This is a genomic window from Geobacillus sp. BMUD, from assembly GCF_013096845.1.
GTDB classification, from domain to species: domain Bacteria; phylum Bacillota; class Bacilli; order Bacillales; family Anoxybacillaceae; genus Geobacillus; species Geobacillus vulcani.
On record NZ_SDLA01000007.1, the window covers coordinates 147095 to 165632 of the forward strand.

Annotated in this window: 19 protein-coding genes and 2 pseudogenes; 11 read left to right on the top strand and 10 right to left on the bottom strand. The window is 53.2% G+C overall.

The window, feature by feature from the left end:
• Nucleotides 1-231 precede the first annotated feature (231 nt).
• Entirely contained in the window at nt 232-723 is a 492-nt protein-coding gene (locus ETC05_RS10330; protein WP_033843246.1) for a YajQ family cyclic di-GMP-binding protein, read from the bottom strand.
• A gap of 324 nt (nt 724-1047) precedes the next feature.
• Here ETC05_RS10330 and ETC05_RS10335 point away from each other — a divergent pair, with 324 nt between their 5' ends.
• Both ETC05_RS10335 and ETC05_RS10340 read left to right on the top strand, forming a co-directional pair.
• Nucleotides 1048-2025, top strand: a complete 978-nt coding sequence (locus ETC05_RS10335) for a BMP family lipoprotein (protein ID WP_171660945.1) — start codon at nt 1048-1050, stop codon at nt 2023-2025.
• 18 nt (nt 2026-2043) lie between these two features.
• Nucleotides 2044-3726 (top strand): methyl-accepting chemotaxis protein, encoded by a 1683-nt coding sequence (locus ETC05_RS10340; RefSeq protein ID WP_171660946.1) that lies wholly within the window; start codon nt 2044-2046, stop codon nt 3724-3726.
• Between the two features lie 36 nt (nt 3727-3762).
• Here the strand turns inward: ETC05_RS10340 and ETC05_RS10345 are convergent, their stop codons facing one another.
• The 5 genes from ETC05_RS10345 to ETC05_RS10365 form a co-directional block, all read right to left on the bottom strand.
• The gene (locus ETC05_RS10345; protein ID WP_008879040.1) at nt 3763-3894 is read right to left on the bottom strand and encodes a DUF3941 domain-containing protein; all 132 of its coding nucleotides are present in this window, start codon (nt 3892-3894) and stop codon (nt 3763-3765) included.
• Between the two features lie 269 nt (nt 3895-4163).
• Nucleotides 4164-5027 carry a DegV family protein gene (locus tag ETC05_RS10350; RefSeq protein ID WP_171660947.1) on the bottom strand — a complete coding sequence of 288 codons (864 nt, stop codon included), beginning with the start codon at nt 5025-5027 and terminating at the stop codon, nt 4164-4166.
• A 176-nt stretch (nt 5028-5203) separates the two neighbouring features.
• Nucleotides 5204-5404: a DUF3813 domain-containing protein gene (locus ETC05_RS10355; RefSeq protein ID WP_031405196.1), complete on the bottom strand. Its 201-nt coding sequence runs from the start codon at nt 5402-5404 to the stop codon at nt 5204-5206.
• A 2-nt stretch (nt 5405-5406) separates the two neighbouring features.
• Nucleotides 5407-5559, bottom strand: a complete 153-nt coding sequence (locus ETC05_RS10360) for a hypothetical protein (protein ID WP_015374103.1) — start codon at nt 5557-5559, stop codon at nt 5407-5409.
• 355 nt (nt 5560-5914) lie between these two features.
• Complete coding sequence (locus ETC05_RS10365) at nt 5915-6721, bottom strand: Cof-type HAD-IIB family hydrolase (protein ID WP_031405194.1); 807 nt, start codon at nt 6719-6721, stop codon at nt 5915-5917.
• Between the two features lie 113 nt (nt 6722-6834).
• Between ETC05_RS10365 and ETC05_RS10370 the strand changes: the two genes are divergently transcribed.
• The 5 genes from ETC05_RS10370 (at nt 6835) to ETC05_RS10390 (ending at nt 11850) form a co-directional block, all read left to right on the top strand.
• A complete protein-coding gene (locus ETC05_RS10370) occupies nt 6835-7602 on the top strand; it encodes an alpha/beta fold hydrolase (RefSeq protein ID WP_031405191.1) in 768 nt (255 codons plus the stop codon).
• A gap of 190 nt (nt 7603-7792) precedes the next feature.
• On the top strand, nt 7793-8164 hold the full coding sequence (locus tag ETC05_RS10375; RefSeq protein WP_171660948.1) for an ArsR/SmtB family transcription factor: 372 nt from the start codon (nt 7793-7795) through the stop codon (nt 8162-8164).
• A complete protein-coding gene (locus ETC05_RS10380; protein WP_368668035.1) occupies nt 8154-10280 on the top strand; it encodes a heavy metal translocating P-type ATPase in 2127 nt (708 codons plus the stop codon). The genes ETC05_RS10375 and ETC05_RS10380 overlap by 11 nt, the downstream gene beginning before the upstream one ends.
• A 177-nt stretch (nt 10281-10457) precedes the next feature.
• Nucleotides 10458-10667, top strand: coding sequence for a hypothetical protein (locus ETC05_RS10385; protein ID WP_253263993.1), 210 nt, complete (start codon nt 10458-10460; stop codon nt 10665-10667).
• Nucleotides 10668-11271: 604 nt separating this feature from the next.
• Complete coding sequence (locus ETC05_RS10390) at nt 11272-11850, top strand: molybdenum cofactor guanylyltransferase (protein WP_171660950.1); 579 nt, start codon at nt 11272-11274, stop codon at nt 11848-11850.
• A 204-nt stretch (nt 11851-12054) separates the two neighbouring features.
• Here the strand turns inward: ETC05_RS10390 and ETC05_RS18305 are convergent.
• From ETC05_RS18305 to ETC05_RS10400, 4 genes and pseudogenes are all read right to left on the bottom strand, one after another.
• Nucleotides 12055-12231, bottom strand: a pseudogene (locus tag ETC05_RS18305) (transcriptional regulator); the annotation flags it as partial.
• Between the two features lie 138 nt (nt 12232-12369).
• Nucleotides 12370-12477 (bottom strand): annotated as a pseudogene (locus ETC05_RS18310) (transcriptional regulator); the annotation flags it as partial.
• 121 nt (nt 12478-12598) lie between these two features.
• Nucleotides 12599-13348, bottom strand: a complete 750-nt coding sequence (locus tag ETC05_RS10395) for an anti-sigma factor domain-containing protein (protein WP_171660951.1) — start codon at nt 13346-13348, stop codon at nt 12599-12601.
• Nucleotides 13338-13919, bottom strand: coding sequence for a sigma-70 family RNA polymerase sigma factor (locus tag ETC05_RS10400; RefSeq protein ID WP_171660952.1), 582 nt, complete (start codon nt 13917-13919; stop codon nt 13338-13340). The genes ETC05_RS10395 and ETC05_RS10400 overlap by 11 nt, the downstream gene beginning before the upstream one ends.
• A gap of 127 nt (nt 13920-14046) precedes the next feature.
• Here ETC05_RS10400 and ETC05_RS10405 point away from each other — a divergent pair, with 127 nt between their 5' ends.
• From ETC05_RS10405 to modB, 4 genes are all read left to right on the top strand, one after another.
• Nucleotides 14047-15213 (top strand): COG1470 family protein, encoded by a 1167-nt coding sequence (locus tag ETC05_RS10405; RefSeq protein WP_171660953.1) that lies wholly within the window; start codon nt 14047-14049, stop codon nt 15211-15213.
• A 2-nt stretch (nt 15214-15215) separates the two neighbouring features.
• Entirely contained in the window at nt 15216-16163 is a 948-nt protein-coding gene (locus ETC05_RS10410) for an ABC transporter ATP-binding protein (protein WP_031405172.1), read from the top strand.
• Entirely contained in the window at nt 16160-17239 is a 1080-nt protein-coding gene (locus tag ETC05_RS10415) for an ABC transporter permease (protein ID WP_171660954.1), read from the top strand. Before ETC05_RS10410 ends, ETC05_RS10415 begins: the two co-directional genes overlap by 4 nt.
• A 516-nt stretch (nt 17240-17755) precedes the next feature.
• Entirely contained in the window at nt 17756-18418 is a 663-nt protein-coding gene (gene modB / locus ETC05_RS10420) for a molybdate ABC transporter permease subunit (RefSeq protein WP_171660955.1), read from the top strand.
• Nucleotides 18419-18538 lie beyond the last annotated feature (120 nt).

An 18538-nucleotide genomic window follows, 5' to 3' on the forward strand; every position in this document is an offset into this window, starting at 1 on the left:
TGATTTTCATCCTCAGGTGGAGGGCAAACAGTTGTCCATGGACCTTTTCTGTAAGGCTGGTCAAAAACGAGTTTTTTGCTCTGCTCGGTGCGGCTGGCAAGAACAGAAAACGGTGCGGTTCTTATTTCTCCCAAAAGAAAGGATTGGAAGACCCCCATTTTTTCTGAAATCACGGCCTTCGATCGTTCCCGCTGTAAACCAAAAAAGCGGATCGAGGATTCCCTCATCCGCTTAACGATAATTCACAAACTGCACCTCAATTGGCAAATCCGCTTCGCGAATGGCGGCGATGACCTTTTGCAAGTCGTCTTTGCTTTTGCCGCTGACGCGGATTTGGTCATCTTGCACTTGGCTTTTCACTTTCAGCCCCGTGTTTTTAATGATCGTGTTGATCTTTTTCGCGTTTTCTTTGTCGATTCCTTGGACAAGCTTGGCGCGCTGGCGCACCGTGCCGCCTGAGGCCGGCTCGATTTTTCCGTATTGGATGTTTTTCGTCGCCACCCCGCGTTTAATGAGCTTGCCGATGAGCACGTCCTTCAGCTGCTCCAGCTTAAACTCATCGTCGGAGATAAGAACGAGCTCGTCTTTCTCGAGCGAAATGTCGCTTTTGCTTCCTTTAAAGTCATAGCGCGTTTTGATTTCTTTCATCGCGATGTTGATAGCGTTCGCCACCTCAGCCAAATCGACTTTCGAGACGATATCAAACGAACTTTCCTTCGACATACAAAACCTCCCGGGCGTGTGATGTACTTTCATTATAGAAAAAGGTGGCAGCGAACACAACCATCAGCAAATGGAAGAAGAGAACAATAAGAAGATTTTTGGGGCTCTTCACCAAAAGTTGTACTTGATTTTTTCATCACGTACCTTACTTATTCAACCAAGAAAGAACAGGAAACCAATCATGTTTTGCATACACTTGTTCAGAGAAGTGAACCGTCTGTCAAGTACATGTTGTGGTGATGAGCCATTTTTGGTTAAAACGCTAAAACATCCTCCAATTCCGCCGATATATGTTAATGGACATCATGGGAAGGAGACAGGGAGATGAATCGGTGCAGACGACTATGGTATTTTTTGTTGGGGCTTATGGTATTGGTAGCCGGCTGTTCGCATCATGCCCCCGCTGTGCAGAAAAAAAGAGTAAAAGTCGGTATTATGTTGTCAGACGTCGGACTGGGGGATCAGTCGTTCAGCGATGCCGCGTTTCGCGGTTTGATCAAGGCGCGGGACGAATTAGGTGTTCAGTTTGACTATCGTGAGCTTAGTGAAACAAAGACATATGAGCAAGGGTTGAAAGAATTGATCGCCGCCGGCAATGACGTGGTCATTGGGCTGGGATTTATGGTGCAAAAAGATTTGGAAAACGTTGCGAAACAATACCCAAGACAACGGTTTATTCTGATTGATGCGGAATCGATGCTGCCCAATGTGACATCGATTACCTTTAAAGAGGAAGAAGGAAGTTTTTTGGCTGGAGTGGTAGCGGCATTGGCAACGAAAACAAATCATGTCGGATTTATCGGCGGAGCCGATGTGCCGTTAATCCGGAAGTTTGCTGACGGATTTGAGAAAGGGGTGCGGTCTGTCAAGCCGCAAGCAAAGGTGACAACCGTCTATGCAGGTGATTTTGGCAATGATGATCTTGGCGCACAATGGGCGAAGACGCTGTTTGCCAAGCAGTGCGATGTCATCTATACAGCGGCTGGGTTTACCGGCATTGGCGCGCTTCGCGAGGCCGAAGCGCGTGGAAAGTATGCGATCGGTGTCGACAGTGACCAATATATTTACGCGGAAAAAGCGGTGATCACCTCGATGGTGAAAAATATTGATGTTGCGCTTTATCAAGTGATCAAGCATTATGTGAAGCAAAAACAATGGCCCGAGGGCACGGTCACGTTAGGATTGGCCAAAGACGGAGTCGGTTTGGCACCGATCCGAGTCATTCCGTGGGATGAACAAAAGCAACGTCTGGTCGACAGTTGGGCGCAAAAAATCATCGACGGACAAATCGCAACAAACTAAAAAGAGAAGGGGAGGACCATGACGATTCGCCAAAAACTATGGCTGCATGCTTTCGTTGCACTCGTGGCCGCCATCGGCATCATTGGTTACATCATTGCCACCATGTTATCGATTCAGGAGAAAAACGAGGATATCGTTCCGGTGCTGCTTTCTGTAAGACAGTTGGAAGCTGATATGAAGGGGGCAAAGCAAAGCTTAAACAGCGCTTCCTACAATATGACGGAAGGAAATAAACAACAGGCGTTGGCGCAGCTTCACATCGTGGATCAACGGTTGGAGGAGCTCAAAACAGCGGGTGGACAACCCCGTTTTCGTTCTTTGATCGAGAAAGCGGGCACGAAATTTGCCGCTGTGAAACAGGCGGTCGGAACAGCGTTCGCGAAAAAGGATGCGGCAGAGGTGCGGCGCCAAGCCATGCGCATTGAAGGGGCGATCAACGATGTCGTTGTTCTCGGCTGGGAGACGAATGACCACTATCAGGCCGTCCAGCGCGGTTTGAAACAACAAATTCAAACGGTCATTGGGACGGCTGTGATCGGCAGCGTCTTGTTGATGCTGATCTCCGGATTGGCGAGCTGGCGTCTTACTCGTTCGATTACGTCTCCGCTCCGACAGTTGGCGGCCAATGCGGGGGAAATTGCGAGCGGAAACTTGATCGTCGCTCGTGTCGATTATCGGGCCAAGGATGAGCTCGGCTCATTAAACGAGGCGTTTGCCGCAATGGCGGAGCAACTAAAGCAATTGCTAGGATCAGTTGGGAAAGCAAGTAAACAAGTCGAACAGTTTGCTCAAGAGATGGAAGCTGAGCAACAAACGCTCACTTCCATTCATGAACAAGTCACGGTGTCGGTCAATGAACTTTCCACGGGGACACAAAATATCGCCGAAGAATTACAGCAAGCGGTGGAACAAATCGAAAAAATGGATGAAACGTTTGCCAAAACGGCAGAGAGGACCGAGCAAACGGCCCGTTATGGCAGCGCGGCGTTAGAAGCGGTCGAAAGCGGCCGGGCGGCCATGGAGCAGCAAATGCGCCTTATTCACCAAAGCGTAGAAGCAACTCGCTTGATTGAACAGGCGACAAAACAATTGGCTGGATATGCGAGCCACATTCAACAAATGGCAGCATCAGTCGCTGAGATCGCCGAACAGACGAATTTGTTGGCACTCAACGCGGCGATTGAAGCAGCCCGCGCCGGTGAAGCGGGGAAAGGATTTGCCGTTGTGGCTGATGAGGTGAGAAAGCTAGCCGAACAATCGGCTCAAGCAACGAAGCAAATTTTTGCGACCGTTTCATTGATTGAGCGCGGTGTTGCGTCCGTCACCGATGCAGTGACCAACGGGATGGAGATGGCGCGTGAGCAATCGGAGTCGGCCGAAGTAACAACAAAGGCGTTTGCGAAAATTGACGAGACCGTCACAAGCATTTCCACTGATCTCCAAGCACTTGCCGATGCTTTTTCCGACTTAAAATGGCGTGAGGAACAAGTGTTCAAAAATGTGGAAAGTATTAGTGCCGTTGTTCAACAATCGGCTGCCGGCAGTGAACAAATCGCCGCATCGATGACTGAACAGCTTGCCGCATTTGAACGGATGAAGGAAAAAGCAACAACGCTCCGCGAGTTGACAGATGAATTGCGTGAGGCAATGAGTCAGTTTCAAGTCAACGAAGAGGAAAAGCACATGGAAAGACAAAGGTAAAAAGGCGGTCGTTCGGCCGCCTTTTTGTCAGTTCGCTTATAGATGATCCGTCTTCTTCGAATACGCGAACTTTCCGGCTTCCCGGTTTTTCTCGCGCATCATGTTTTTTTCATGGCGCTTCGCTTGGTTGTCGCGCGCTTTTTTGTCGTTGTCGCTTGTGTTTGGCATGGACCAGCCCTCCCTGCATTCCGATCGTGTAGTATTAGTATGAGCAAATGAAAATGAAATATAGGGGGAGTTGTTGGGAAAATAACGGAAAGGTTTTCCCCCACCAATGGCTCGCTTGCGGATCTGTAATGAATAGGGGACCGTCATCAATGAGAAGGGAGAGGCTTTAAGCGATGGGGGGGACGCAGGAGGATAGGGCGAGTGTGGGCCGTCGTCAATGAGAAGGGAGAGGCGCCTGTTCTGGGCAGGCGCCTCTGTTTCGTTTCTCGTCAGATTTCAATGTATCGATTCAGAAAAAACAGAGCGATCGTCCCCGGTCCGGCGTGGGCGCCGATGGCGCTGCCGATGTCGGAGAGGAAAAAGCGCGTGCAGCCGTGCGTTTCTTCGATCATCCGCTTCAGTTCAAGCGCTGTTTCTTCGTCATCGGCATGGCTGATGCCAATCGTTTGTTTTTGAAGATCGTCGCCGCGTTCGCCCATCAACTCGACCATCCGTTTCAACACTTTTTTCCGCCCGCGCAGCTTTTCAAGCGGAACGAGGGCGCCGTCTTCGACATGGAGGAGCGGTTTGATGTTGAGCAAGCCCCCGAAGGCGGCGGCGGTTTTGCTGATGCGGCCGCCGCGCGCCAAATAGTCGAGATTGTCGACGGTGAAGATATGTTCCATATGCCGGCAGTACGCCTCGATTGTTTCGCAAAGCAAGTTGTATGGTGTGTTGTTTTCAGCCAACTCGACCGCTTTCATGACGGCAAGCCCTTGGCCGAGCGAGGCGCATTTCGAGTCGATGATCGTCAGGCGAAACTCAGGGTATTCCTCAAGCAGTTCGCTGCGGACGGCCATGGCGGTCTGGTATGTGCCGGATAATTTCGAGGAAAAGGCGATGTACAGGCATGGCCGATTTTCTTTGGCGTACGGCAAAAACAGCTCCTTCATCGCCAGCGGGCTCGGTTGGGCCGTTTTCACCGCCTGTCCTTGGCGCATGGCGTCATACACTTGTTTCGGTTCGATCGTCACCCCATCTTCGTAGTCTTGGCCGTTCCAATGGACGACGAGCGGCAAAAAGGCGATATGATGTTCGCGGATGTACGATTGCGGCAAATCCGCGCCGCTGTCGGTGATGATTTGAATGGACATCTTTCGTCCTCCTCTTTTCTCCTTCCGCGTTCCCGGTGGCTCGATCGGATGAACCAACCGTTTCCGCAGGTGAACAGCGATTCATGTTTCTATGTTCAGTGTAGCGGGTTTCGGTTCGGAATACAACGGAAAATCGGGAGCGGGCGAAAAAAAGAGCTGCGGGAAGCCCGCAGCGGTTATTGGGTGAGCTCATCAAGCTCAGCTTGAAATTGACGCAACTGCGCTTTTTCCGCCGTATTGGAATGCGCGTAAGCTGATGACAAGGCGTTTTTGGCAATGGCGATGGCGCGGTCGACGCTCATGTCGATTTCGCCGCTGGCTGCTTGCTTCGCTTGGGCGACCGCTTTGCGCGCCTCTTGAAATAGACGATTGCCCATCGCTACGCTCCTCCGAGCGATGTTTCCACCGCTTTTTCGGCTTTGCGCGCTTCCGCTTCGGCGTACGTCAAATGGTAAGGGATTCGTTTGTCATGCCGTTCGACTGCATCGACGCTTTGCTGGACGAAACGCTTCGATTTGTTTCGTTTGCCCATGACGGATTCCCCCTTTAAAAAGTGAAGACGCACGTTGCGTCACGTATAGTGTAACCGCGGCCAGGGAACAGTAGTAAGGAAATTCGTTACAAACGAAAAGCGCCGTTTCGTGCGTGCCCAGCCTGTTTCGAAAAAGGTTCACGGGCAACGGTTTTGTCCTCCCCGGGGATGAAAATCGCAGCCCATCGACACGGCATTTTCACGGAAACGATCCATGGCAAGGGATCTGCCCTCCACCCGGGGATGAAAATCACCGCTTGCCGACGGGATTTTCACGGAACGGTAGTTAGGAAATGGGATGCAAACTGCTGTCCCCAACGCTGGCTGGATGCGGCGAAAAGGCGGAGAAGGGGGACTATAAGCCCAGGATTTCTTGCAAATACACGCCGATGCCGTCTTCTTCATTCGTTTTGGTCACATCATCGGCTATGGTTTTCAGCGGTTCGATGGCGTTGCCCATGGCGACGCCCAATCCGGCCCACTCAATCATCTCCAAATCGTTGTCTTCGTCGCCAAAGGCGATCACTCGCTCCCGAGGGATGCCCAAGGAATCGGCGACTTGTTGTAAGCCGGCCGCTTTATGAACCCCATGGCGGATGATTTCAATCACATGCCATGGCTCATTCCAGCGCCGATGGTGCAATACGTTGGCGTATACGTCGGACAGATATGATTGAATTTGTTCGACATGACTGCTGTCTGTATACACGAGCACGCTCGTCGGATCTTTGCCGAGCGAGCGGCGCAAATCGCCAATTTTCACCGTCGGGTTGCCGAGGCGAACGATGTCCAGCAACACTTCGTCATGTTCGTGAAAATAGACGTCGTCCATCACTTCCGCCAAAATGTTTTTGATTCGATACGTTTCTCCCAATTCGACAATGTCTTTGACGACAGGCAAGGGCAACGGAACATGGCGGATTCCCCATGACGGTTGGCGCGGGTGGTGGACAAACGCGCCGTTGAAATTGACGATCGGTGTCGTGAGGTTCAGTTCCTCGTAATACATGCGGCTGGCCCGATACGGCCGACCGGTGGCGATGACGACCACATGGCCGGCGTCAATGGCGCGGCGGATGACATCTTTGGTCAGCGGGGAAATCGTCTTATCCTCTCTCAACAATGTTCCATCCAAATCCAAAGCAATTAAATATGGCTTCATGTCTGACTCCTTTGCCTTTGTTTTTCTCATTACATAGTGTAACTCTTTTCCAAAATCGCTGTCCATATGGTACACTATACAGCGATGGAAAAAGAAAAGGAGTTTGTGCAGCGATGGTGATCATTGAACAACAACAGTTGGCCGGCGTGCCCGTTCTACATGTCGTTCAGCCGGAAAAACGGGACGAACCGCTTCCGCTCATTTTCTTTATTCACGGCTTTACGAGCGCCAAAGAACATAATTTGCATTTCGGCTACTTGCTCGCCGAGGCGGGCTATCGCGTTGTGCTTCCCGATGCGCTGTTTCACGGCGAGCGGGACGAAGGGTTGAGCGAACGGAAATTGCAGTTGTCGTTTTGGGACATTGTGGTGCGCACGATCAGTGAAATCGACGAGATGAAAAACGACCTTGTGAGCCGCGGGCTGGCTGACTCGGGACGAATTGGGCTTGCCGGAACGTCGATGGGCGGGATCGTCACGTTCGGAGCGCTCGCCGTCTATCCGTGGGTGAGGGCGGCAGTGGCGCTGATGGGCTGCCCGAATTTCAGCGCCTTTTTTGATGCCATGATTGAAGAAGGGAAGCGGCGCCAAATCGACATTCCGATGCCGCCGGCGTTGTTGGCGTTGGAAAAAGAAAAGCTTGCCCGCTATGATTTATCGAAACAACCGGAAAAACTCGCCGGGCGGCCGCTGTTCATCTGGCACGGAAAAGCCGACCAAGTCGTCCCGTATGCTTATACATATGAGTTTTATAAGCAAATTAAACCACTTTATGAAGGGAACGAAGACCGGCTGCAATTCATCACCGACCCGCACGCCGGCCATAAAGTGACGCGCGAAGCGTTTTTGGAGACGGTGCGTTGGTTTCGCGAATACGTATAGGTGAACCCGACGGCAATGGGCCTCATTGCTGCGGCGCATTCATCAGACGAAATCCGCCTTTCGCTGCGACGAAGGCGGATTTTTGTCATGAGGGAACTTTTTTCGCTCAAATGAATATTTGAATATCAAAAAGGGATATGATATTCTATATTCAAACAACTATTTGAATGTTGGCAAGGAGAGGAACGGAATGCATCGCCAAGATGTATGCGACGTCTACTGTTATGACGAGGAGAAGGTCAGGCGGATTCAGCGCCGGCTGAATAAGGAAAACATGGCGTCGATTGTGCCGTTTTTCAAGGCGTTGGCCGACGAAAACCGGGCAAAAATCGTCTATGCGCTTTGCGGCGAGGAAGAGTTGTGCGTCTGCGACTTAGCGAACGTCATCGGGGCGACGGTGGCAACGACGTCGCATCATTTGCGCATTTTGTATAAACAAGGCATCGTGAAATATCGGAAAGAGGGAAAACTCGCCTTTTATTCGCTCGATGACGACCATATTCGCGAGCTGTTGCTTGTCGCGCTCGCCCACCAGAAAGAGGGGGATCACCGTGGCGAATGAACAAACATTGGAGCGGATCGAGGCCAAAACATACCGCGTGCAAGGGTTAACGTGCGCAAATTGCGCCGCCAAGTTTGAGCGCAACGTCAAAGCTTTGCCCGGCGTCAAAGAAGCGAAAGTCAACTTCGGCGCCGCCAAAATCACGGTTTGGGGCGAGACGACGGTGGAAGAACTGGAACAAGCCGGAGCGTTTGAACGCCTGAAAATTCGCGAAGAACGCGAGCGCACTATCCGGCGGGAGCCGTTTTGGAAGAAGAAAGAGAACGGGAACGTCCTCGTCTCTGCTGCATTGCTTCTGATTGGCATTGCGGCCGATGCGGCGGACAGCGGGGGAATGGCGGTCGCGATGTATTTGGCGGCGATCGCGCTCGGCGGCTATTCCTTGTTTTGGACGGGGCTGCGGAATTTGGCCCGCTGGCAGTTGGACATGAACACGTTAATGACGATCGCCATTCTCGGTGCGGCGGCGATCGGCGAATGGCAAGAGGGAGCGGTCGTTGTCATTTTGTTTGCCATAAGCGAAGCGCTCGAGCGCTACTCGATGGACCGAGCGCGGCGGTCGATCGCGTCGCTGCTGGAAATGGCGCCCGCTCAAGCGACGATCCGGCGCGGTGCGGAGGAAGTGACCGTTCCGGTCGAAGACGTTCGCCTTGGAGAGGTCATGATCGTGAAACCAGGCGCGAAAATTCCTCTGGACGGCGTTGTCGTCAGCGGAGCGTCCACGGTCAATGAGGCGGCGATGACCGGCGAAAGCGTGCCGTCGGAAAAAACGGTGGGCGATGCGGTGTTCGCCGGGACGCTGAACGGGGAAGGATTCCTGGAAGTGAAAGTGACGAAGCGGGCCGATGAAACGATGTTGGCGAAAATGATCGATCTCGTTGAAGAGGCGCAGGCGGAGCGGGCGCCGTCGCAAGCGTTCATCGATCGGTTTGCCCGCTATTATACGCCGTTCATTATGATTGCGGCGCTGCTTGTCGCTTTCATTCCACCGCTTGTCGCGGGCGGCAATTGGCTTGATTGGGTGTATCGCGGCCTCGCTGTTCTCGTCATCGGCTGCCCGTGCGCGCTCGTCATCTCGACACCGGTGGCAATTGTCACCGCTCTCGGCCATGCGGCCCGGCGCGGCGTGCTCATCAAAGGCGGGGTATATTTGGAACAAATCGGCCGGCTGCGAGCGGTTGCCTTTGATAAAACCGGGACGTTAACGGAAGGGAAACCGTCCGTGACCGATGTCGTCGTGTACGAAGGGGGCCGTGAACAATTGCTGGCGGTGGCGGCGGCCATCGAAAAACGGTCGCAGCACCCGCTCGCTTCCGCCATCGTCCGCCTGGCGGAAGAAGATGGGGTGCCGTTTTTTGACGTGCCGGTGGATGAGTTTCAATCGTTAACGGGTCAAGGGGTGAGGGCGGTCGTTGGGAACGAAACGTACTACATCGGCCGCCCATCCTTGCTCGCCGAGGTGCTCGGCCGTTTGTCGGATGAAGCGGAACAGCGAATCGCCGCCTTCCGCCAAGAAGGAAAAACGGTGATGGCGATCGGCATGGCCCGTCGGCTGTTAGGATTGATCGCGGCGGCTGATCGACTGCGGCCGTCTGCCGCGGCGACCATTGCGGCATTGCGGCGTCTCGGGATCAAAGAGATCGCCATGGTAACCGGTGACCATAAACAAACCGCCCAAGCCATTGGCCGCCAAGCGGGCGTGTCGGCCATTCGCGCTGGGCTGCTTCCGGAGCAGAAGCTGGCGGCCATCCGCGAGCTGAAACAACGTTATGGCATAACGGCCATGGTCGGCGACGGAGTGAATGACGCCCCCGCTTTGGCCGCGGCCGATATCGGCGTGGCGATGGGCGGAGCGGGGACGGATGCCGCTCTGGAAACGGCGGACGTCGTGCTGATGGCCGACGACTTGCGCCAATTGCCGTACACCGTTCGCCTCGGTCGCCGGACGCTTTCGATCATCAAGCAAAACATTGCCTTTGCCTTAGGGTTAAAAGCGTTAGCGCTCATGGCCGCCATCCCCGGTTGGCTCACCCTTTGGCTCGCGGTGTTCGCTGATATGGGCGCCACATTGCTGGTGACCTTCAACAGCATGCGCCTGTTGCGGGTGAAGGAATGAGAGGGGGCTATGGCCAGCGAGGAACGGATCTTTGTCCTCTCGCATGCTCGTGAAGAGAGCGGCGGCTAGTCAAGTCAAACGGTTCAGGATGGCGTCTATGGAAGGAGGCATTATGGTCTCTGACTATGAAAAAGCAACGCAAGGTACGAAACACCATGGGGAGAAGAGAGACAACGGATGGATGATCGGGTATTTTCGCTGACCGAAGAGTGGGACCGCATAGCAGCGGGAGGGGGCGATGAAGCGGGAAGTCTTCGATTAGTCGGGATTTCCCAGGTGGATTCGGTATTTTGGGTGCATCGCATTGCCCTGCTTTGTCATCGTTCCTTTGTTGACGTGGCTGTTGAACGTTTGTCTTCAACGCGCGGCGAAGGGGAAGAGCTGTAGCGGAAAAAGAACAAATAGGCACAGCGGCATTCCGCTGTGCCTAGCTTTTGTGAACGTTTTCAATCACTGGTGGCATTTGTCTGGCTTAGCGTGTTCGTTCTCCTTTTGTTTGTCATGGCATGGAAAGCAGTACAACATCTCTGTTTCGCGACTGACCACTCCGTTTAAAAACCCATGCAAACAATGGATCGGCTTGCCGCATTGCGCGCAAAAGCCAACAAGCTCTTCCAACCGCCATTTCTCCTTTCATGGGGATTGCACATGTTCACCTTCGGGCTGCGACGCTCGCCATCGCACCCTAAGGCTCCAGCGGTTATGATGCAAGTATATAATTCATTATACTACAAAGAAGGCTAATGTTATGAGCAAATTTGCTGCTAAGAGTCAGTCAAGACTTTATGGAGAACGTTTTTTGGTCCACTACGGGCGTTATCAATCGCTGATTAACAGATCGTTTTCAGAAGCGGAACGACAAACATGCTTCTTCGCCAACGGGTGATGGCTGTTCGCCTAGTCTAAGATTTGTCGCGACAGACGGATATCTTTTTTCTCGCCGGTTCGTATGGTACGGTAGGAACAGACGAGGTCCGGAAGGGGGAGTGTGATGAAACAAACGATTGCTGGAGTGGTGCTGGCCGGCGGCCAGTCGCGCCGGTTTGGGCGGCCGAAGGCGTTCGCGTTGCATCAAGGCGCGCCGTTTTTCGCTTGGTCTGTCGCCGCGCTGGCTCCGATTGCCGATGAGTTGTATCTCATCAGCCATCCAGCGCTTGTCAGCGAGTTTCGTCGGCGAACGGACATCCCGGTGCTGCTTGATGTGGAGCGTTACCGCGGTTCTGGGCCGCTTGCCGGCATTTATACCGCCATGGAACGGAGCCAATCCGATTGGGTGTTCATCCTGCCGTGCGACATGCCGTATATGGACAAAGACGTAACGGAACGGCTCGCCGCCTATGCCGATCCATCCTTTGACGCCGTCGTCCCGCTCCATGACGGCCGCCCGGAGCCATTGGTCGCCTTGTACCACCGGCGGCTTCGCCCGATGATCGCCAAGCTGCTTGATGCCGGCGAACGACGGATGGTTTCGCTTCTTGACGGCGCCCGCGTCCGCTATGTTGACGCCCAACAGCTTGCCGCGGATGAAACCGTATGGCGCAATGTCAATACGGAGGAAGAGTATCGTTAAGATGGGGAGATACATCTTTTGCTGATCGGAAGAGCGATCCTTGACCACCCGGTTCTTCACCACCAAATGTACTTGATACAGAAAGACGCTCATGATGAAAAATCATTTTGTCTCTCCAATAACGTTCCATTGTCAATGAAAGGTCAATGATGAAACGGCAACAGTGCGAAAAAAAAAGAACCGAACGACCTCGGCTCTTTTGCGTTATTGGACTGGAGGTTGATTTTGGTCCATTTCCTTCGCCAATTCCGCCACTTCGGCGACAGTCAGCCCCGTTCGTTTCGCGACTTCGTGAATCGGCAGGACGTCGAGCAAGTTTTTCGCAATTTCGATGGCTTTCTGTTTTTCGGCTTGTTTGACCGCTTTCTCTTTTTCCTGTTCTAGAAGGCTGGTGAAAAACGGCTGATTCCCTTAATCAATGGGAGAATGAGTGAAAAACAGGACCGATGCAACAAGGTTTTTCTAATTGAGAAATAACATCGTAAAGCCGTATCCACGATTAAATCACCAGCCTCCTAGATCTTCTACGAGTAAACGAAAAACTTTATTCATTTTCATCCACTCCTTTACTTTTTGGGCGTATGACGGGTCAATAAACTTGTCCGTGGCTGTCAACACACCGGCAATGGGGCGGCTGTCCCCGGCTTGGCTTGCCGCCCTCGAACGCAGCGGGGGCTTTTTTTGCGGCGGCGGATGGATCGCGAGCGACACGGGCCGCTGGCCTGTGGCAAAAGGGGGGCTTTGGCGTCTATTCGTGTTCGAGATCGACAATAAACGTTTCCGGCCCGGTCGGCGTCGCGCTTCCCCCTTTTGGTTCGAGGCTCGCTTTAATTTGTTTGAACCGTTTGACATCCTCGCCGGTGATCAAAATGCGTGCTGTTCCATGGCGGACCGTCAACAGTTCCCCTTTGACTTCGTTGTTGGTGTAAATGATCCACAACTGATAATCGCGAGCCGTGAACGGCGGCAACCCTTCAAGCTCCATCAGCATTTCCTTCGTATCATCGTTGAGCCAAATCGTGCCGTCCAGTTGTTGAAAGAGCGCCGATGGCTCAATCGGAATTTGTTTTGTTTCTGGATTATGGATGATTCGCTCGATCGGAATGTCGGCCTTTTGTTCGACAATCATGTATCGATATGGCTCATCCGATCGGTCATGGGAAGCGGCTGGTCCGTCGTTGGGAGCGGAAAGGCGCAAGGTGAAAAGGAAGACGGCTACAGCTGCGCCGATCCACCCGCCTGCCAAGCGGAGACCGCGCCCCATCCGCTTGGTTTGTTTTTGCGCTTCCGCCTGAGCCCAAATTCGCTCTGGACGGGAAAGGGGAGGCGCTTCATAGTGAGCTTCTGCCTTCAGCCCGATGCCTTTCCACGCTTCAAGCAAGCGTTGGCATTCCAGACACTGCTTTAGATGGCTCGATACGTCTTCTTTTTCTCGCTCTGGCAGCCTGTCTAACAGCCAGTCCACGATTTTGGTTTCAGAAATATGGCTATGCTTCATGCTGTTTTTCACCTCGGCCAGCTTCCATCCAGCGGAACAGCTCTTTTTGTTTTCGCAAATTGCGCAAGCCGTAGCGGATGAGCGACTTGACAGAGCCCAACGGTTTGTTCATGGCGGCAGCGATTTCCCGTTGGGTTTCCCCGTGAAAATAAAAGTGAATAATGGCTTGCCGCTGCTCCTCGGGGAGATGGGTCAAAGCGTCGATGAGGACTTGTTGTTCCAGTTGGCGGAGAAAATAGAATTCCGCCCCGTTTTCTTTTAAAGCCGCTTCCTCAAGGCGGTTCACTAACAAATCCCGTTTCTTGCGCAGGCGGTCGAGCGACCGGCTTTTTGTTTTCACGGCAAGAAAGGCTTGAACGCTTCCCCGTTTCGGGTCGAATTGATGGGGTTTTTGCAAGATTTCGAGAAACACATCTTGGCTGACATCTTCCGCCTCCGCCTCGTCGCCGACGATCCGAAGAGCGATATGATAGACCATCGGGGCGTATTTTTCGTAAAAACGGCCAAAGGCGGTGCGCGAGCCTTCGGCGATCTTCTCGAGCAGTTCGAGGTCTTCCCGTCGGTCTTCCATCTTGCCCACCTCCCGACGCATGCTTGGAATGGTTGCTCTGCATCTATTCTACAACTGAATTTTTCTCCTGCAAAACAAATCCATTGATCCATTTCTGGCGTATACGAAGTGAAAACAGAAGGAGGGAGTGAATGTCGTGCGAAGCAGGATGATTGCGATGGTTGCCATGATCTTGACTCTCTTTTCTCTTTTTCTTCCGATCCGTCCAGCCTCGGCGGCAAGCGGCGTTGTTCTTTTCACGCCGTACACCGGGCTTTCCGTGACGCCGGGGGAGACGATCGACTATACAGTTAATGTCATCAACAACGGTTCCAGCATCGAAAACGTCACCTTCTCGTTTGACCACCTGCCGAAAGGATGGTCGACGTCGATTACCGCGGAGGGGCGAACGATTGAACAGCTTTCCATCCGAGGCGGGAAAGAAGAAGAGGTCACGCTGGAAGTGAACGTGCCGCTGGATGTCGACAAAGGGGATTACCGCTTTTGGCTTGTCGCCAACGGGGAGAGCGGTTCAGCGAAATTGCCGCTGCTTGTCCGCGTGACGGAACAAGGGTCATTTAAAACCGAACTGACGTCGGATCAAACGAACCTTGAGGGGCATGCCGATTCGAGCTTCACGTATGATGTCACGCTGAAAAACCGAACCGCCAAGACGCAAAATTACGCGTTAAGTTCGGCGGCGGAAAAAGGGTGGCAAGTCACGTTCAAATCGGAAGGCAATTCCGTGACATCGGTCAAACTCGAGCCGAATGAATCGAGAGACATTACCGTAGAGGTCAAACCGCCGGAAAATGTGAAAGCGGGCACGTACAAAATCCCGATCAAAGCGCAAACGAGCGACACATCGGCCGAGCTGACATTAGAGGCGGTCATCACCGGCACGTATGAGCTGAAACTGACGACGCCGTCAGGAAACTTGAGCACCGATGTGACGGCGGGGAATGAACGGGTGATCGATCTGGTCGTTAAAAACACCGGAAGCGCCCCGCTTTTGAACATCAACATGACGGCTGACGCTCCGCCTGACTGGGAAGTGGAATTCGATCAAAGCACGATCGCCCAGCTGAACCCAGGCGATTCCAAAACCGTCAAGGCGAAAGTGAAAGCGTCGGATGAAGCGATTGCCGGGGATTATGTCGTCAACTTCCAGGCGCAAACCGCGGAAACGTCGGCGGAGGCGGCGTTTCGCGTCTCAGTCAAAACGTCAACCGTTTGGGGCGTGGTGGCGGTGTTGATCATTGTCGGGGTGGCCGGAGGGCTGTATTATTTGATCAAAACATACGGGAGGAGGTAAGCATGGCAGCACCCGCCGTCATCGAGCTGAACAACTTATGCAAAACGTATGGCGACCATCGGGCGGTTGACCATTTGTCGCTTTCCATTCGAAAGGGGGAAATTTTTGGCCTTCTTGGCCCGAACGGGGCCGGAAAGACGACGACGATTTTAATGATGCTCGGGCTTACCGAGCCGACATCCGGCTCGGTGCGCGTATGCGGCATCGATCCGGTGCGAAATCCAATTGACGTCAAACGGAAAGTCGGATACTTGCCGGATGATGTCGGGTTTTACCATCACATGACAGGCTTGGAAAACTTGCTGTATACGGCGGCGTTAAACGGCATCCCTCGCACTGAGGCGGAAAAGCGGGCATGGGAGCTGCTCGAGAAGGTGAATTTGACTGATGCAGCCCATAAAAAAGCGGGGAAATACTCGCGGGGGATGAGGCAGCGGCTCGGTTTGGCCGATGTGTTGATGAAGCATCCGGAAGTGATCATTTTGGATGAGCCGACGTTGGGCATCGACCCGGAAGGAGTGCGTGAGCTGCTGCGGCTGATCCGCGATTTGAGCCGCAATGAAGGCATCACGGTACTGCTGTCCTCACACCAATTGCATCATGTTCAGCAAATTTGCGACCGGGTCGGTTTGTTCGTTGATGGGAAACTGCTGGCCGAAGGGAATATGGAACGTCTCGCACAACAGTTGTTTTTGCAGGATGCCTATGTCATCCATGTGGCCGCTTCACCGCTTGACGCTTCCTTACGGGCCAAAATCGAGGCGATTCCGGGCGTCAATAAAGTGGAGCAAACGGAAAATGGATGGGATGTGTATTGCCAAACGGATGTGAGCGCCGCCATCAGCAAAACCATCATCGAATCCCACGCTTCCTTGTTCCACCTGAGCCGCCGCCATTTCGGCCTCGATGAGATTTATCACCGCTATTTTGAAGGGAGGGATGGACGTTGAAGGCCCGTAAGAAGGGGCGATGGGAAAACGGTGGTTTTTCATATGCAAAAAGATGGGGTGAACGGCTGAAGGCGGGGGCGCTTGATGAGAAGAAGCGGACAAGAGGGGCAAGCAGCGCCTTTTCGGCCATTGTCAAAAAAGAACTGGCCGATTATTTGACGAGTTGGCGCATGATCATTTTGATCGCTCTCATCTTGCTCACTTGCTTCGGGTCGCTGTATACGGCGATGACGACGATTCGGGACGCGCTCGATTCGTCGGAAGAGGCCAAGGAAATCGCGAAAGGCGCCTACTTGTTTTTAAAATTATTCACTGTCTCGGACGGAACGCTGCCATCGTTTGTGACGTTTGTCGGTTTTCTCGGACCGCTGCTTGGCATCGCGCTTGGATTTGATGCCATCAATTCGGAGCGGAATCGCGGGACGCTGAGCCGGCTCATGGCGCAGCCGATCCCGCGCGATTACGTCATCAACGGCAAGTTTGTCGCCGCTTTGTTGTTGAATGCGGTGTTGTTTCTTTCGCTCGGCCTGCTTGTGACGGCATTAGGCATTTTGGTCTTGGGGATTCCGCCTACTTTCGAAGAGTTTGCCCGCATGGTCTGCTTTTTGTTGTTATGCCTTGTGTATATCGCCTTTTGGCTGAATCTCGGCATTTTGTTTTCCGTCATCTTCCGCCAGGCGGCGACATCCGCGTTGTCAGCGCTGGCCGTTTGGCTGTTTTTCAACCTTTTTTACGCGATGATCGTGGAAGTATTTGCGAAGTCGTTTTTGCAGTCTGATGCGATTACGTCCGTTGAGCAGGCGGTCGGCCGTCAAGAGTTGGTGCTTGGTCTCATGAGATTGTCGCCGAGCTACTTGTTCAACGAATCCACGACCGCTTTGCTTTCGCCGGACGTTCGGACGCTAGGGATCGTCACCGTGGAACAAACGGCCGGCGCTGTTGCCGCCCCGCTGCCGTTCTCGCAAAGTGTCTTGCTCATTTGGCCGCAAGCGACCGCCCTGATTGCCGCCACTCTCGTCTGCTTTGCGATCGCTTATTGGTTGTTTATGAGACAAGAGATACGGGCGAGCGGGTGAGGGAACAGGCTGTTTGGAAAGACGTGTGTGCGCCCCAACAGCGTTTCTGCTCGTTCGTATGGGAAAACCGTTCTGCCCGATCATGTCCGTTCCTTTTGGGGGACGGACTTTTTTTGTAGGTGACAAAACCGTGGCAACGACGGTGACAAAATGGTGACAACAGACAAGAATGTGATCAACCTCACAAATCCGTTTCCTTCACCTGTGTATGATGGAAGTACAAATAAAGCCGCATATTTTCGAGGATTAGGGGAGCGCAAGCGGGAAAAATCGTGGTTCGCTGCCGTTCCATGATCGACAACTCCATTTGTTCGGCTATTTCTATTGTAAACAACATCACGGTGGGGACAGCGTGAAAAAAATCAGCGTTTGTCGCTTTTTTGTTCAGGTTGTCACAAATTTTTCTAAGCCGGATTTCCCCGCCCATATGATACAATCAATGTAAGCAGCATCACAGCGTTTACCTGCTTGTTTTCGTATCGTTAGGATGGAGATGGAACAAAGAGAGGCTGACCCATGACAACGTTTTGGTCACCGGTTTGGTTATCGATCAAAGTATCGCTCCTCGCCGGCTTGATTGTCGCGGTCTTAGGGACAGCGGCGGCGAAGCGGATGGCGCGCCGCCGGTTTCGCGGCAAGACAGTGGTGGAGACGGTGTTTATGTTGCCGCTCGTGTTGCCGCCGTCGGTCGTCGGTTTTTTGCTCGTCGTCTTGTTTGGCCGACATAGCCCCATCGGCCGGTGGATCGAAGCGTCGTTTCATACGACCGTACTGTTTACGCCTGGTGCCGCGGTGATGGCCGCCGTGGTCGTGTCATTCCCGCTCATGTATCAGGCGGCCAAAGCCGGGCTTGAAGCGGTCGATCCAACTATTGAAGGGGCGGCGCGCATCGATGGGGCGAATGAGCGCCAAGTCTTTTGGTATATTTCGCTGCCGCTTGCCAGACACGCGTTATTATCCGGGGCAGTGCTGTCGTTTGCCCGCAGCCTCGGGGAGTTTGGCGCAACGCTCATGTTTGCCGGCAATATTCCGGGAAAAACGCAAACGATCCCGACCGCCGTCTACATGGCCATGGAATCGGGGCGGATGGAGTTCGCGTGGGCATGGGTGGCGGTCACGATCGGATTGTCATTCAGTTTATTGGTCTTTGCGACGAAACTCGGTCGTTTACGGGAGTGAACTACCCCCACTTAATTTTCTAGCGAAAATTTGAAGTGGAGGCTTCCAAAGAAGTTTGACTGCTTCAAGCAATCCTTATTCTTTGAGGCGTGTCCACTTCGCCGCTAGAGCATAAGACAC

Bases quoted from the DNA above. Each gene is read 5' to 3' on its own strand.
- ETC05_RS10345 (WP_008879040.1), bottom strand. From the start codon at position 3,894: ATGCCAAACACAAGCGACAACGACAAAAAAGCGCGCGACAACCAAGCG.
- ETC05_RS10395 (WP_171660951.1), bottom strand. From the start codon at position 13,348: ATGAAGCATAGCCATATTTCTGAAACCAAAATCGTGGACTGGCTGTTA.
- ETC05_RS10385 (WP_253263993.1), top strand. From the start codon at position 10,458: ATGGATGATCGGGTATTTTCGCTGACCGAAGAGTGGGACCGCATAGCA.
- ETC05_RS10355 (WP_031405196.1), bottom strand. From the start codon at position 5,404: ATGGGCAATCGTCTATTTCAAGAGGCGCGCAAAGCGGTCGCCCAAGCG.
- ETC05_RS10375 (WP_171660948.1), top strand. From the start codon at position 7,793: ATGCATCGCCAAGATGTATGCGACGTCTACTGTTATGACGAGGAGAAG.
- ETC05_RS10390 (WP_171660950.1), top strand. From the start codon at position 11,272: ATGAAACAAACGATTGCTGGAGTGGTGCTGGCCGGCGGCCAGTCGCGC.
- ETC05_RS10335 (WP_171660945.1), top strand. From the start codon at position 1,048: ATGAATCGGTGCAGACGACTATGGTATTTTTTGTTGGGGCTTATGGTA.
- ETC05_RS10350 (WP_171660947.1), bottom strand. From the start codon at position 5,027: ATGTCCATTCAAATCATCACCGACAGCGGCGCGGATTTGCCGCAATCG.
- ETC05_RS10360 (WP_015374103.1), bottom strand. From the start codon at position 5,559: ATGGGCAAACGAAACAAATCGAAGCGTTTCGTCCAGCAAAGCGTCGAT.
- ETC05_RS10365 (WP_031405194.1), bottom strand. From the start codon at position 6,721: ATGAAGCCATATTTAATTGCTTTGGATTTGGATGGAACATTGTTGAGA.
- ETC05_RS10410 (WP_031405172.1), top strand. From the start codon at position 15,216: ATGGCAGCACCCGCCGTCATCGAGCTGAACAACTTATGCAAAACGTAT.
- ETC05_RS10370 (WP_031405191.1), top strand. From the start codon at position 6,835: ATGGTGATCATTGAACAACAACAGTTGGCCGGCGTGCCCGTTCTACAT.
- ETC05_RS10340 (WP_171660946.1), top strand. From the start codon at position 2,044: ATGACGATTCGCCAAAAACTATGGCTGCATGCTTTCGTTGCACTCGTG.
- modB (WP_171660955.1), top strand. From the start codon at position 17,756: ATGACAACGTTTTGGTCACCGGTTTGGTTATCGATCAAAGTATCGCTC.
- ETC05_RS10400 (WP_171660952.1), bottom strand. From the start codon at position 13,919: ATGGAAGACCGACGGGAAGACCTCGAACTGCTCGAGAAGATCGCCGAA.
- ETC05_RS10330 (WP_033843246.1), bottom strand. From the start codon at position 723: ATGTCGAAGGAAAGTTCGTTTGATATCGTCTCGAAAGTCGATTTGGCT.